Annotated in this window: 16 protein-coding genes; 9 read left to right on the forward strand and 7 right to left on the reverse strand. The window is 53.0% G+C overall.

What is annotated here, in order from left to right; all coding sequences use genetic code 11:
- Nucleotides 1-183: 183 nt before the first annotated feature.
- Nucleotides 184-2,076: a methyl-accepting chemotaxis protein gene (locus tag ACTVJH_RS10860; RefSeq protein ID WP_455990349.1), complete on the reverse strand. Its 1,893-nt coding sequence runs from the start codon at nucleotides 2,074-2,076 to the stop codon at nucleotides 184-186.
- 410 nt (nucleotides 2,077-2,486) lie between these two features.
- Here ACTVJH_RS10860 and ACTVJH_RS10865 point away from each other — a divergent pair, with 410 nt between their 5' ends.
- Complete coding sequence (locus ACTVJH_RS10865; protein WP_455990352.1) at nucleotides 2,487-3,401, forward strand: cation diffusion facilitator family transporter; 915 nt, start codon at nucleotides 2,487-2,489, stop codon at nucleotides 3,399-3,401.
- Complete coding sequence (locus ACTVJH_RS10870) at nucleotides 3,394-3,810, forward strand: MarR family winged helix-turn-helix transcriptional regulator (protein ID WP_455990355.1); 417 nt, start codon at nucleotides 3,394-3,396, stop codon at nucleotides 3,808-3,810. The genes ACTVJH_RS10865 and ACTVJH_RS10870 overlap by 8 nt, the downstream gene beginning before the upstream one ends.
- Nucleotides 3,811-3,879: 69 nt before the next feature.
- On the opposite strand, the gene ACTVJH_RS10875 is transcribed toward ACTVJH_RS10870, so the two are convergent.
- From ACTVJH_RS10875 to ACTVJH_RS10900, 6 genes are all read right to left on the reverse strand, one after another.
- On the reverse strand, nucleotides 3,880-4,224 hold the full coding sequence (locus tag ACTVJH_RS10875) for a 4Fe-4S dicluster domain-containing protein (protein WP_455990358.1): 345 nt from the start codon (nucleotides 4,222-4,224) through the stop codon (nucleotides 3,880-3,882).
- A 12-nt stretch (nucleotides 4,225-4,236) separates the two neighbouring features.
- Nucleotides 4,237-5,313, reverse strand: coding sequence for a hydrogenase large subunit (locus tag ACTVJH_RS10880; RefSeq protein WP_455990484.1), 1,077 nt, complete (start codon nucleotides 5,311-5,313; stop codon nucleotides 4,237-4,239).
- Nucleotides 5,310-5,693: an NADH-quinone oxidoreductase subunit C gene (locus tag ACTVJH_RS10885; RefSeq protein ID WP_455990361.1), complete on the reverse strand. Its 384-nt coding sequence runs from the start codon at nucleotides 5,691-5,693 to the stop codon at nucleotides 5,310-5,312. The genes ACTVJH_RS10880 and ACTVJH_RS10885 overlap by 4 nt, the downstream gene beginning before the upstream one ends.
- Nucleotides 5,694-5,695: 2 nt before the next feature.
- A complete protein-coding gene (locus ACTVJH_RS10890) occupies nucleotides 5,696-6,244 on the reverse strand; it encodes an NADH-quinone oxidoreductase subunit B family protein (protein ID WP_455990364.1) in 549 nt (182 codons plus the stop codon).
- Nucleotides 6,245-6,308: 64 nt separating this feature from the next.
- Nucleotides 6,309-7,169 carry a respiratory chain complex I subunit 1 family protein gene (locus ACTVJH_RS10895; protein ID WP_455990367.1) on the reverse strand — a complete coding sequence of 287 codons (861 nt, stop codon included), beginning with the start codon at nucleotides 7,167-7,169 and terminating at the stop codon, nucleotides 6,309-6,311.
- Nucleotides 7,170-9,089 (reverse strand): NADH-quinone oxidoreductase subunit 5 family protein, encoded by a 1,920-nt coding sequence (locus ACTVJH_RS10900; RefSeq protein ID WP_455990487.1) that lies wholly within the window; start codon nucleotides 9,087-9,089, stop codon nucleotides 7,170-7,172.
- A gap of 649 nt (nucleotides 9,090-9,738) precedes the next feature.
- Between ACTVJH_RS10900 and ACTVJH_RS10905 the strand changes: the two genes are divergently transcribed.
- Genes ACTVJH_RS10905 through ACTVJH_RS10935 form a run of 7 tightly spaced genes read left to right on the forward strand, consistent with a single transcriptional unit; the run spans nucleotide 9,739 to nucleotide 13,870 of the window.
- Nucleotides 9,739-10,305 (forward strand): Na+/H+ antiporter subunit E, encoded by a 567-nt coding sequence (locus ACTVJH_RS10905; RefSeq protein WP_455990370.1) that lies wholly within the window; start codon nucleotides 9,739-9,741, stop codon nucleotides 10,303-10,305.
- Nucleotides 10,305-10,583, forward strand: coding sequence for a monovalent cation/H+ antiporter complex subunit F (locus tag ACTVJH_RS10910; RefSeq protein ID WP_455990373.1), 279 nt, complete (start codon nucleotides 10,305-10,307; stop codon nucleotides 10,581-10,583). Before ACTVJH_RS10905 ends, ACTVJH_RS10910 begins: the two co-directional genes overlap by 1 nt.
- Nucleotides 10,584-10,599: 16 nt before the next feature.
- The gene (mnhG, locus tag ACTVJH_RS10915) at nucleotides 10,600-10,944 is read left to right on the forward strand and encodes a monovalent cation/H(+) antiporter subunit G (RefSeq protein WP_455990376.1); all 345 of its coding nucleotides are present in this window, start codon (nucleotides 10,600-10,602) and stop codon (nucleotides 10,942-10,944) included.
- On the forward strand, nucleotides 10,941-11,186 hold the full coding sequence (locus ACTVJH_RS10920) for a hydrogenase subunit MbhD domain-containing protein (RefSeq protein ID WP_455990379.1): 246 nt from the start codon (nucleotides 10,941-10,943) through the stop codon (nucleotides 11,184-11,186). The genes mnhG and ACTVJH_RS10920 overlap by 4 nt, the downstream gene beginning before the upstream one ends.
- Entirely contained in the window at nucleotides 11,183-12,016 is an 834-nt protein-coding gene (gene mbhE, locus ACTVJH_RS10925; RefSeq protein ID WP_455990382.1) for a hydrogen gas-evolving membrane-bound hydrogenase subunit E, read from the forward strand. The genes ACTVJH_RS10920 and mbhE overlap by 4 nt, the downstream gene beginning before the upstream one ends.
- A 4-nt stretch (nucleotides 12,017-12,020) precedes the next feature.
- Nucleotides 12,021-12,413, forward strand: coding sequence for a cation:proton antiporter subunit C (locus ACTVJH_RS10930; protein ID WP_455990385.1), 393 nt, complete (start codon nucleotides 12,021-12,023; stop codon nucleotides 12,411-12,413).
- On the forward strand, nucleotides 12,410-13,870 hold the full coding sequence (locus ACTVJH_RS10935; protein ID WP_455990388.1) for a complex I subunit 5 family protein: 1,461 nt from the start codon (nucleotides 12,410-12,412) through the stop codon (nucleotides 13,868-13,870). The genes ACTVJH_RS10930 and ACTVJH_RS10935 overlap by 4 nt, the downstream gene beginning before the upstream one ends.
- The last annotated feature ends 11 nt before the right edge of the window (nucleotides 13,871-13,881 follow it).

The following is a 13,881-nucleotide window of genomic DNA, read 5'->3' on the forward strand; positions in this document are numbered from 1 at the left end:
GGTTCAGCACGCACGAAGCGCATTTGATGGAATCACCTCCGCTTGATTGACCGGTCGCAGCCTTGCCACGATGTTCGCCCGAGATTTGCGTAAAGGAACGAAGACTCGGTATTGAAAAAGGCCCATATCAGAAGATGATACGGGCCTTTTGCGAGGCTTACCGGCAACTCATTCAGGAAGATTTCAATCCTTCAATGTGTCATTCATTTTGAAAAAACCCATGGTTTCACGGAGCTGCTGAACCTGTTCGGTCAATCCTTCAGCCGTGGAGGCCATCTCTTCTGAAGCGGCGGCATTTTGTTGAATGATCTGATCAAGCTGCTGAATGGCTGTATTGACCTGATCCGCTCCGGAGTTCTGCTCCCGGCTGGCAGCTGCGATCTCCTGCACGAGGTCGGCGGTCTTCTGGATGTTTGGAACGATTTCACGAAGCATTGCGCCTGCCTTTTCAGCCACCTTGACGCTCGAGGAGGACAATTCGATGATCTCACTGGCGGCCTGGCCACTTCGCTCGGCTAATTTCCGTACTTCGGCGGCCACAACGGCAAACCCTTTACCGGCATCCCCCGCCCTGGCAGCCTCTATGGCTGCATTCAGAGCGAGAAGATTCGTCTGTCTGGCTATCTCGTCAATGATCCAGATTTTATCCGCGATGACCCTCATGGATTTGACCGTTCCTCTCACTGCTTCCCCGCCATCCTCGGCATCATGAGCTGCCTGCTTGGCGATTTTTTCCGTTTCCAGTGCGTTGTCCATGTTTTGTTGAATATTGGCAGCCATCTGCTCCATGGAGGACGAGACTTCCTCGACATTTGACGCCTGTTCAGTTGCCCCTTGAGAAAGCTGCTCGGATGAAGAACTGAAGTGGATGCTGTTTTGAGCCACGTGGTCAGTCGCAGTGTTCACGGTCTGCACGACGTTGTGGAGTTTGCCGATCATGTTCTGCATTGCCTGGAGAAACCTTCCAATTTCATCCTGACGTCGTTTTTCTATGTGTATATCCAAATTGCCATTGGCCAGTTCGTCGGTGATACGAACAGCCTCCTCCAAGGGCTGGACAATGATTTTTCTGGTAAGGAGGAAAATCGCGCCTATGAGAAGAACAATCATGGTCAGGCTGAGAATGACAAGATATGACAAGGTGTCCCTGGCATCGGCCACGAGCTCTTTTTGAGCTTGGGCAAAGACAATGAACCAGTCATGAAGAATGTGGTAATTGTTGCTGTCAAACGGAGCCACGGTAAAATTGGTTTCTGCTCCCCTGAAATCAATCACGAACTCTTTGCTGCCGGCTTCGATTTTGTCCATGATTGGTCGAGTCAGGGTCTTGCTTTCATCGTTGAGAATCATGGATTGATCCGGATGGGAGATGAACATACCCCTGTCGTCGAGCATCAGCATTCTTCCTGTTTCGCCAATTCTGGCTTCCTGGACAAATCGTTTGGTGAAGTAATCCATCTGAATGGCATAGATGGCAGCTCCGATGATTTCTCCATTTTTTTTGACTGGAGCACAAATGACAAAGATTGGGTTTCCTCGAAGGAGACTGGGGTAGACCTGGCTGATGTAGTGGTCTTTACCCTGAAATACATTTTTTATGTAACTGAAATTTTCATTGCATTTGCCAATGGTTTTCCCTTCAACAGTGTCCGTAAAAAAACTTCCTGATCCAACCTTTATGGATTTATCACCAACATTTATATCTATTTTCTCACCTTTGGGAAGACGTGATGCAAGGGGAATGTTCTCCAGATATGGATATTTTTCATGCATGAGCGTCAAATATTCATGGGCTTTCGAAACCGTGATCGTGTCGTCAGGTGTTTCACAGGCTGCAACTACTCTGGGATCGGCAGCAATGACCTGTATGGTTCGAATTTGATCATCAATCCATGTGGTCAGAGCCTGTCGGGTATTGTCGACAAGCATCTGGGATGTGAACTTGCTGCCTTGAATGAGCTTATGGCTTTCTTTCAGGTAGATTGTCGGGATGAAAGCTCCGAAACAGACAATCATGAGCAGGCTGACCCATAAAACATAGGATCCTGAAATACTTTTATTGTTTTTGAGAGACATTTTTTACCTCAAGCATGAACATGCTAATAATGTTATGAATCCGTGAGTATCACCCTTTAGCGGAACGATGCTCACGGATTCAGGACGGGTTATAAACATAGTGATCAATATACCATATTTGTTAGACTGTGAGCAAAGTACTTGTCAAATTCCCTTGAGCTGACACCCGAGGCAAAGGTGTTCTCATCCAAGCACCTGAACAATAACAATACTTGGCTCGGCCCGATCTGGATCGTTAAGGCGTTGTCGCCGCTTATTGGCGCATCGATTTTTGAAGAGGGAGGATTGGCGTGCCGCACAACACGACCTATGTCTACATAGTGTGATTTTTTAGTTTGACAATCAAGGATGTTTTTTTAATTGTTTGATTTTCGTTCTTTTTGACTATCAAACAATACAAGGAGGCATGCATGTCCTATGCGTGTGCGCATGGTCACCATGATCATGGGGGTGGAGAGCAGGGTACGCGGGCCGTTTTCTGGTTGACCTGCGTGACCATGGTTGTGGAGATCTTTTCCGGATGGGCTTTCGGGTCCATGGCCCTTCTGGCGGATGGATGGCATATGGCCAGTCATGCCGGAGCCATGGCCGTGGCCTGGTTCGCCTATTATTATATTCGAAAAAACAGGGACAACCCGGAGTTCGTGTTCGGGGCGGGCAAGGCCAATTCTCTGGCCGGTTTCGCATCTTCCATCGGACTCATTCTGGTCAGTTTGTACATGATCGTGGAATCAGGGGCCCGGTTTTTTTCACCTGTACCCATAGCCTTTACCGAGGCCATCCTGGTCACCTGTGCCGGGCTGGCGGTCAATCTGATCAGCGCCTGGTGGCTGCGTGACGTGGATCATGCACATAACCACGATCACAATCTCAAGGCAGCGTATCTTCATGTCTTGGCCGATGCCCTGACCTCCATTCTGGCCATTGTCGCACTTCTGGGCGGCAGATTGTACGGCTGGAATCAGCTCGATCCCTTCATGGGAATTGTAGGGGCGGTGGTCGTGGGCCGGTGGGCTCTGGGACTGATGAAGCAGACAACGCATGTCCTTTTGGACCGGCGCATTCCTGATCCAACTGAAATGAAACCAGGCAACGATCAGGGCATCAATCCTCCCTGGCGAGTCAAGGACCTGGCTCTGTGGACTCTCGGCCCGCATGAACTGGCTGCGAGGCTGGTCCTGGAGGAAGATTTGGATCATTCCTCAGACTATCTCAGGTGGCTGCACGCCCGATTTCCTGATCTAAAACATGTCTTTATCGAGGTTCAGTCGGACGATTCCCCAGTCAGACCACCATCATCCCATAAGGAGGTCTCCCATGCATGATGTCGAGGTCTTCAGCGACCGGGTGATCGAATTCTACGACAAACTGTCTTCCTGGGAACAGGGGGTGGTCCGGGGCGGGGCCATCACTCTGCAGCAGACCCATATTCTGGAGGTTTTAGGGCGTTTTGCTCCCTTGCGGATGAAGGAACTGGCGACCCGAACCGGGGTGACCACCGGCACCCTGACCGTTGCCGTGGATCGTCTGGAGAAAATGGGGCTGGTGACGCGAAGTCCCCATGCAAGGGATCGTCGTTCCATTCTTGTGGAACTGACAGAGACCGGGCAGGGGCTTTATCATGAGCATCACAGGCATCACCTCCGTCTGGCCGCTGACATGCTGGACGTTTTGACCCCCCAGGAGGCCGAGGCGTTTGGTCGGATTGTGGAGAAATTGGGCACGGTGCTGTAACATCATGCGCAGGATGTCTCACGTTTCGAGAGCCTCCTGCCCTTTGTGTGTTGGTTCGTTTGCTTCTGGTCAGGCCTGTTTGTCACGCTGGATCGCTCTTTTAAAGTCTTTTTGCAGGGCGGGTTTGCGGTACTTGGGAGACATGCTCAGACATTTTGTTGGGCAGTTGTCCACGCAGATTCCACAATAGACGCAGGCGTAGGGATCGACTTCCCAGGTTCTGTTTTCCTTGTCCACAGTGATGCATCCCGACGGGCACTTGAGCATGCATTTCTTGCAGAAGATGCACTGTTCGATATCCACGTCCAAATTGCCTCTGACCCCTTCAAAGGGTTCGCGTACTTCCAAGGGATAAAGCCTGGTAGCGTATTTGGAACAGATATTTTTGATGATGTTCGGGGTCATCTTGAACATGGGAAAACTCCTTTAGCGTTCCGTACAGCTGATGCACGGGTCAATGGAGAGGACGATCACCGGGACATTGGCCAGAGCGGCGTTCGGGAGCATCTCCAAGAGCGGCGGGACATTGGCGAATGTGGGCGTTCTGATGCGGCAGCGGTCCAGGAATTTGCCTCCCGAGGCCTTGATGTAATACATGACCTCGCCCCGGGGCTGCTCGGTGCGCATGACCACTTCGCCTTCGGGTCGGCCCTTGACCTGGGCGGCCAGTTCTCCTTCGGGCAATTTGGCAATGGCTTGGCGCACCAGATCAATCGATTGGAGGACTTCCCGGAACCGAACCCTGGTTCTAGACCAGCAATCCCCGTCCTGTTCAACCATGGGCTGGAAGTCGAGGTGTTTGTAAGCCCCGTATCCGGTCATGCGGATATCTTCGGCCACCCCGCTACCCCGCAAAGTCGGACCGGCCGCGCCCAGTTCGTAGGCCCTGTCCTGGGGAAGAAGACCTATGCCCACGGTTCGGTTACGCACGGTATAGTCGTCGCTGAAGGTGGATTTAAGGGGGAGGAAATCTTTTTCCATCTTCTTGAGCACGTCCAGAATCCAGGTCAGCTGGGTGGGGCTCAGATCCCGACGTACCCCGCCTATCTGGTTCACCGAGATGATGACCCGATTGCCGGCCGTGGCCTCCATCACGTCCATGATCTGCTCCCGAATTCTCCAGCACTGCATGAACAGGCTTTCCAGGCCAAAGGAATCGGCCATGAGTCCGAGCCAGAGGAGATGGCTGTGCACACGGTGCATTTCCGACCAGATGACCCGGAGGTATTCGGCCCGTTCCGGGACCTCGATATTCATGAGTTTTTCAATGCCCTGACAATAGGTGGCCGCATGGATGCAGCTGCAGATGCCGCAGACACGCTCCACAATCTGGACCATCTGGTGAAAGTCTTTTTTCTGGGCCAGCCATTCCAGGCCGCGGTGGACATATCCTACAGTGGGGAGGGCCTGGGTGACGATTTCGTTCTCGACCGTCAGCTGCAGATGCAGGGGCTCCGGAAGGACCGGATGCTGGGGACCAAAGGGAATGATTGTCGACATTATGCATCCTCCTTGGTTTGTGCGGGCTTGCTCTCCACTCTGACCGTGCAGAAGGGGTGTCGCTGAACATCGTCCTCAAGCATGAGGTGTCCTTCAAAATCAATGGCCAGTCCCTCGAAATCGATGCCGAATCCGTCTTTAATTTCGTTTTCGACCATAAAGGCAGCCAGGTAGATCCCAGAGATGCTTGGAATGGACTCACCCTTGGGTAGGCAGACCCTGAAATGCTTCATTTCCAGATCCCTGTCGAAATGGTAAAGGACATCGAATCGGTCATCGAAATGGACCGAGGAGAGGGTCACGAATCGGTAGCCCTTGTTCTTCAGCGTCTGGACTTCTTGAAGCAGAAGAGCTTTTTCAATAAGTTGGATTGTTGTCGTCATGTCTATTTCTCCACCTGTCTTTCCGAACGATTGGCGTAAAACTCCCTGACCTTTTGCAGGTCCTTGATTGTTTTTTGTTCGTGGCCGGTTTTGTTCCGATACTCCTCGAGTCTTTCAAGGGCCAGGATCACGCCGTCGATGATCGCCTCGGGCTTGGACGGGCAGCCGGGAACATAGACGTCCACTGGGATGATTTTGTCGATCCCGCCGACCACGTTGTAGGCTTCCCGGAAGATGCCTCCTGTGGCTCCACAGGAGCCGATGGCCACGACCGCCTTGGGAAAGGGCATCTGATCATAGAGGTTCTTCAGCACGTGTTTGTTGCGGTGGTTGACCGTGCCGGTGACCAGCAGCAGGTCGGCATGCTTGGGATTGCCGACGTTTATGATGCCGAATCGTTCCACATCATAGACCGGGGTAAGACAGGCCAGGGTTTCGATATCGCACCCGTTGCAGCTTCCGCAGTCGAAATGGAGCAGCCAGGGGGATTTTGTTCTGGATGTGTGCATGAGATCTTGGAAAAAGCCCATTATCGCACTCCGTTTATGCATTTGGTATGAGTATGTCTTGCACGGGACGGTAAGGTTCCCGCCGTCGGACGTTTGTTTGTTGATTCTAGAAGGAGTTGGCGTAGACCAGTGCCAGGTTCATGAACGATAGCCCGATGCCCATGCCCCAGACATAGGTGAGCATCCATCGCCAGGTCATTCTGGTCATGACGTTGTCGATAAATATCTCGGCCAGATAAGTAATGCTCAGCAACAGGAACATGCCGGACCAGCTGGTGGTCCAGAAAAGGGCGCAAATCCCCATGATCAGGACCACTTCGTACCAGTGGGCGATCTCGATGATCGCCAGATACGGACCGGAATATTCCGTGAGCACCCCCCGGACCAGCTCCTGGTGGGCATGATGCGAGGTTGATATGTCGAAGGGAGACTTGCGCAGCTTGATGGTCAGGGCGAAGCTGAGCACAAGGTATATCAGGGGCAAAACCAAGAAGAGCGGACGGTCATGGGCCAGGATCGCATCGATCCTAAAACTGCCGGTGACCAGAAAGATGCTCGTGAAGACGATGACCAGCAGGGGTTCATAGGCGAGCATCTGCAGCAGTTCCCGCTGGCCGCCGACCTGGCTGTATGGAGAGGGTACGGACAATGCCCCCATGACCATGAATACCGCTCCGGCGGTCATGACGAAGAAAATCATCAGCAGATCGGTCTGCATGGCGAACATGACCACGCAGAGCACGGCGCAGACCAGATAGATCTGGGCGCAGAATATCTGCCAGTGGTTGACGATCCTTTTTTCCTTTCCCAGAAGCTTGATGACATCGTAGAAGGGCTGCAGGAGGGGGGGGCCAAACCGCCCCTGGACCCGCGCCGTGATTTTGCGATCCAGTCCGAAAAGGAGTCCGCCGAGAACGGGTGATCCAATAATTGCCAGAATGATCAGAAAAAGCGTCTTCAATTCCATTTAAAGCACCCCCGCCAGCAAAACGATCAGAATTCCGATGGAGATCATGTTGATCGAGAAGGAGATTTTTTTCTCGCCGATAAAGGGTTCCAGGTAGTAGTTTCCCGCCTTGAAATCGACCCATTGTTTCAGGGGGCCGACAAAGCCGATCTTGTTCGGATCATTTGATTCAAGTCCGCTCATGTACGGGGGGCAATAGGACCGCTTGCGGGCCTTTTTGGAAGCTCGACATGCCCAAAGCACCCCCGCTCCCATGATCAGAAAGAGCGGATAGATGAAAAACGCTCCGGATTGGCTGGAGAGAAAACCTCCACAAGCGACATGGTCGCTGATCTCGCAATACTGCCGGACCATGGGAAGGACCATGGTCGAGTACAGGCCCGGAATTCCGAAGCTGACCAGCACTGCCAGTACCGCCAGTACGGCCAAGGGGATGCGGATCAGGAGGTCCTGTTTTTCCTTGAATCCCCTCTCTGTCCATGTGGACGAAAGAAGAATCCCTGCCCATCGGGTCCAGAAGACCACGGTCAGGGCGGAACCCAAGGCGAGCATGACGATTACCAGGGGAAGCTCTGAGGCCGCTTCAATGGCCATCCATTTGCAGAGCAGGGCCCCAAAGGGGGGCAGGAACATAGTCACCATGCCGATCAGGGTGATTACCGCGGTCCATGGCATCGTACTCACTAGGCCGCGCATGTCCTCAATATCCCTGCTGCCGATCTTCTGTTCGATGGTTCCAACGCACAGGAACAACAATCCCTTGGAAACAGCGTGGAAAATGATCAGCAGGATGGCTGCGGAGATGGCCGCCGGGGTGTTGATGCCGGCGCAGGCAGTGATCATGCCCAGTTTGCCGATGGTCGAGTAGGCCAGGATTTTCTTTCCGTTGCTCTGGGAGAGGGCGAGTATCGAGCTGGCGATAAAGGTGAACGCACCGAACAGGGCCACGTAGGAGCTGAACAGGGTTCCGGCAAACGCCGGAGCCAGTCTGAGGATCAAATAGACCCCCGCCTTGACCATGGTGCTGGAGTGAAGCAGGGCGGAAACCGGAGTGGGCGCGACCATGGCCCCGCAAAGCCAGCTCTGAAAGGGGACCTGGGCAGCCTTGGTGAATCCCGCAAAGCAGAGCAGGCCCAGGGGAAGCAGGGAGAGTCCGGCCTCGGGAGATGTGGCCACGAGTTCCTGGAGGAACAGGGGCAGTCCTTTGGCCCGCAGGATAACCAGCGCGAAGATGAATCCGACACCGCCGAGCATGTTCATCCACAGGGCCCGTTCGGCATTGGCCTGGGCCGTTTCGGTCCGATCATGACGGATGAGCATGAACGAACAGAAGGTGGTCACTTCCCAGAAGAAATAGACCCATAACAGGTTGTTGGATAGGACCAGCCCATTCATGGCCCCCAGAAAAAGAAGCATCAGAAAGAAGAATTCTCCCTGTCTCGAACGGGACACCCCCAGATGGTTTTCATGCGTTTTCATGTAACTCAGTCCGTATATACAGATGAGCGAGCCGATGATCGAGACGACCATGACCATGATCAGGGTCAGGTGATCCGCAAAAATGCTCGGGGACGGATTTTCTCCGCCCGGGTGCATGAAGATTTCCAGAAAGGCGAGGGGGACAATCTGCAATAAACTCAAAATGATGAGCTTATTGCTTTTCAATTTGTAACTGACATAGAGGATGAGGAACAACAGCGCAAAGTCCAGGACACTGATCAGCAGATCAGGATTCATCCCCAGGACGCTCCGGGGCGAAAAGGCGAATGGTCCGGCCAAAAGCAGCATCAAAGACGCCACAGAAAGGACGATCCCTGTTCCGATGACGAGCAGGAAGCGCATAGATGGAAGTTTGAGCAGACAGAGTAGTCCCGCCAGAAGGGGGAAGAGGATGCTTGTGCCTGCGATTTGCTGGATCAACATGGAATTCGACCTCCTTGGACGTATATAAAGCCGCTGCGAAGATGTGCGGTGTCGTTTTTCAGCGAAACAATAGATGAACTTGTTTTATAGCCAGCTGTTTCGGGTCACGCAAGGCAGTGTATCCTGTTTTTTTTTTTGTGTGGACGGGCTGGAAGATCGTGACTTCGCATGAAAATTTTTTGTCGATTTGAGTTCGACCTCAGAGTGTGCACCCAACATAATCCGGTCTGTCCGCCATCCGTTTCCCTTTTTTCCCAGTAGCGGGACTGCTTGACGTCTTGATCTTCTGGTGACCGTGGAATCCCCTCGGTTGCCCGGAACGAGGAACAGCGTGTCGTCGACTTTGTGCAATATTTCTCAAAATTATGTAATTTTGCCGAAAAATGACTGGATTTTTTTATTGCTATTGGGTAGCCGAACTTAACGCCACTGAGGAACGACAAAAGCTGTTCGATAGAAAAATTTGAGGATGATCATTTTTTACAGGTGGTTACGTTGTTGGAAATCCTTGGATACGGATGGCTGGGTGGGGTTTCATCTTCCCCATAGGGAAGTGTTCAGTGCAATGATTTACCACGATATTTCGTTTACTCCACTTTGCTCGTAGCCGGTCGCGGCAGCGTTTCGAGAAACCAAAGAGGTTAGCATGTCTCAGTCAGATACAACTGTCCGCGTGGTCAGCAGGGGCACTCCAGCTGCTGCGGCAAAAACAGGTTTTTGGGACACGGTTCTCAGCTCTATTTTACGATTTATTGTGCTGTTTGTTCTCTGGCTCGTGCTCTCAGGCATGTACGATGCCTTTCATCTCTCTCTTGGGGCGTTTTGTTGCGGCCTTGTCGTCTGGCTGTCGGAAGGACTTGTCCCACCTGAGGTGCGCAGGTTCAGAAGTATTCGCGCGGTTGTCAACCTTGCCCTCTATATTCCCTGGCTGGTATGGGAAATCGGCAAGGCCAATTTTCACATGCTGCGCATTGTTTTTCACCCACGCATGTATGACCTCATCAATCCCCGAGTCGTTCATTTCAAGACCGGGTTGCGCTCCAATCTCGGCCTGACCTTTCTGGCCAATTCCATAACCATGACTCCCGGGACCATAACCGTTTCCATAGACAGACGCGGCTATGTGTCTGTGCACGCCATTGACGATCAGTCGGCCGAAGGCGTTCCCGGGGATATGGAGAAAAAGCTCAGAGCCGTCTTCGAGGAGGACTGATGGAACATCTCATTTTGACTATCGGAGTCTATCTGGTGGTTATCATGTCTCTTTCCCTGTACCGGTCCATTGTCGGTCCGACAACCATAGACCGGCTCATGGGCATGAACGCCATTGGAAGCAAGACTGTTGCCCTGATCGTGATTATCGGCCTGATCTTCAATCGCGAGGACATGTTTGTGGACATTGCCCTCTCCTATGCCATGCTCAACTTTATCACGGTCCTGGCAGCCAGCCGATACATCCACAAAAAAGGTTGCCGGGTGGAAACACATTAAGGCGGAGTGTTCGGAAATGATTGATATTCTGGTTACAACTGGTGTCATCCTTCTTTGTTTGCTGGGACTCCTTCTCTATACAGGGGGGACCATCGGCATTCTGCGTCTGCCGGATGTGTATACACGTTTGCACATGGCCGGGAAGCTGGACACGTTGGGCTCCCTCTCCCTGTTGCTCGGGCTCATTCTGTACGGCGGCTATACCGGAGCAATGAGTGTGCTGGTTCAATTGAAGATTCTTTTGCTGTGGGCCTTTGTGTTGGTAACGAGTCCGACCGCAACGCATGCCATTGTCAACGCCGGGATACGCGCCGGGATCGAACCGTGGATCAAGAAAAAACACAATGGAGAACCCTCATGATCTGGGAAATTCAGCTGCCGGCCCTGCTGTTGCTCATTGTTTGTGCCATCGCGGCCATCAATGTGCGCGATCTTCTGAGCTCGGCCATTTTGTTCGGGGTCTATAGTTTCATGATGTGTGTGCTCTGGCTTTCCATGGGTGCGGTGGATGTGGCTTTCACCGAGGCGGCTATCGGTGCCGGAATCAGCAGCGCCCTGGTTTTTGCCGCTATTTTTCGGACCACCAGGAGGACAAAAGATTGAAAAAGGCAGGATTACTCATTGTTTTGCTGGCCGGTGCCGTGATGATCGCCTCCACGTACGATTTTCCCTCATGGGGCGAAGTGGGTTCGCCTGCCAGCCTGCACGTGTCCAGGCATTTTATCGAACAGAGCTACGGTGACACCAAAACCCCGAATATCGTCAGCGCGATTCTGGCGGACTATCGTGGTTTTGACACCATGTTCGAGACCATCGTGGTTTTTGCAGCTGCCCTGGCCTGTTTTCTGATCATCCGCATGCCCAGGGAATTCTGCAAACAGGATGTCTACTATTTCCGGCATCTGGACACCGGGCTGGTAGTCCGCAAGTCAGCGATCTGTCCCCTGGACGCCAACGATACCGTCTTTGAGGTGGTGGACTCTTCCTGGCCGCCACAGGATGTGGTCATCACCACGACCTGCCGGCTGATCATTCCCTTTATCCAGCTTTTCGGGCTCTATGTCCTGGTACACGGACACTACAGTCCGGGAGGAGGATTCCAGGCGGGCGTCATCTTTGCCGCCAGTTACATCCTTCTGGCCGTGTCCCATGATCTGCGGACTCTGGTCGGGCGGTTCGCGGAAAGAGCTTCCCATCTTCTTTCAGCAGCCGGGGTCATCCTTTATGCGGGTATCGGTCTGCTGGGACTGGTCATGGGTGCCAATTTTCTGGATTACGGCGGGTTGGCCGGCATCCTCGGCATGGCTCTGGCCAGCGGCCATTCCCTGGGGATCCTCCTGGTTGAAGTCGGTGTGGCCATGACTGTGACTGCGGCCCTGGTGATCATATTCAAGCTCCTGTCTTCCAAGGGAACGATTCTGGAGGGGTTGTAAATCTATGGATGTGCTACTGGACCAACTGACCTCGAAGTTCAATTATTGGGGCTATGTGGTGATCATGATGACCGGAATATACGCCATGGTGGCCAAACGGAATCTGATCAAAAAGATGATCGGGCTGAGCATCTTCCAGACGTCCATCATGCTCTTCTATGTGGCCATCGGCTCCAAAAAAGGGGCCACTATCCCCATTCTGATGGATCATGCCGCGCATAACGCCATCAATCCCACAGACTACATAAACCCTCTGCCCCATGTACTCATGCTCACGGCCATCGTTGTCTCCGTGGCCACTCTCGGTGTTGCACTGGCGCTCGTCCAGCGGATCTATGAAACGTACAATACGCTGGAAGAAGATGAAATCATTGAAAAAATTAGTAGATCATCATGACACAAGACGTCGTTCTCACCATTCTCTCGCCATTGTTCGGGGCCTTTCTCGCTATCCTGGCAGGCTGGCTCCGCGGAGTGCTGGCCTATCCGGTGGGCGTGATCGCACTAGGGGCATCTGTTTTTTTTGCCGCCAGGTTGCTGATAACCGTTCTCTCTCAAGGGGCACTGACCTATGCCATGGGCGGCTGGGCGCCGCCGTGGGGGATCGTTTTTCAGGTGGATGCCTTCAGTGCCGGCGTCCTGTTGCTCATTGGCTGCTCCTCTCTGGTCGTTTTTCTCTCTTTTTACGATGAAATAAAAGGTTATTCGTATGAAAGGGGAGCGGCTATGGCCGCCCTGTCCCTGCTGACCATAGCCGGGCACATGGGCATCGTACTCACCGGGGATCTCTTCAATCTCTACGTGCTCATCGAGATCTCGGCCCTGAGCGGATATGCCCTCCTGGGTATGGGCGGGAAACGTTCATCCCTGGCCAGTCTCAATTATCTGGTTGTCGGAGCCGTGGGTGCCTCACTCTACCTGCTGGGCGTTGGGTATCTGTATATTCTGACGGGATCGCTGAACATGGCGGACATGGCGAATATTCTGGCCTCGTCGGCAGCCACGAGTTCCATGCGCGCGGCCGTGGTCCTTCTCGTTTTGGGACTCTGGGTCAAGATGGCCGTGTTTCCGCTCCATGGATGGCTTCCCCAGGCCTATGCCTATTCAACGCCGGCCACAGCTGCGCTCATGGCCCCGTTGACGACCAAGGTCATGGCCTATGTGGTTGTTCGTCTGATTATCAGTGTATTTCCGGAAGGTACCTTTATTCCTGCATCCATTCCCGATGTCGCTGTGATTCTGGGTACTCTCGCCATTTTTGTCGGATCCATCATGGCCTTCAGGCAGAAGGATCTGCGCAGAGTTTTGTGTTATATCCTTGTGGCAGAAGTGGGGTACATGGTCGGCGGCACGTTCATCGGCAATCGCCCGGCAATGACCGGGGCCATGCTGCACATCTTTGCCGACATGCTCATGACCGCGACCATTTTTATCGCCGTAAGTTCAATTGCCCGTCAGCGTGGCGGCATGGGACCGGAAAATCTGCGCGGTCTTTTCAAAACCATGCCCTGGACCATGGCGGCAGTGGTGGTGGGTGCCCTGTCCATGATCGGGGTTCCTCCGTTTTTCGGGTTTTTCAGCAAGTGGTATCTTCTCACAGGCGCACTGCAGGCCGGACAATATGTCTTTATGGCCGCACTTCTTTTTTCCAGTCTGATGAATGCGGTGCTTTTTTTCCGTTTTTTCGAAGTGGCCTTTTTTGAGAAGCCGGAAGATACCTCCTATGAGGCAGAGTCCTGGACACGGGTTGTGCCGCTTGTTTTGGCGGTTGTTGTTCTCGTTGTTGCAGGTCTTTCCACCGGATTCATTGTCGACAGACTCATTACCGTGATCATCCCCGCTCATTTTGTCTAACTCGGGAACAG

Source organism: Desulfoplanes sp. PS50, from assembly GCF_053851535.1.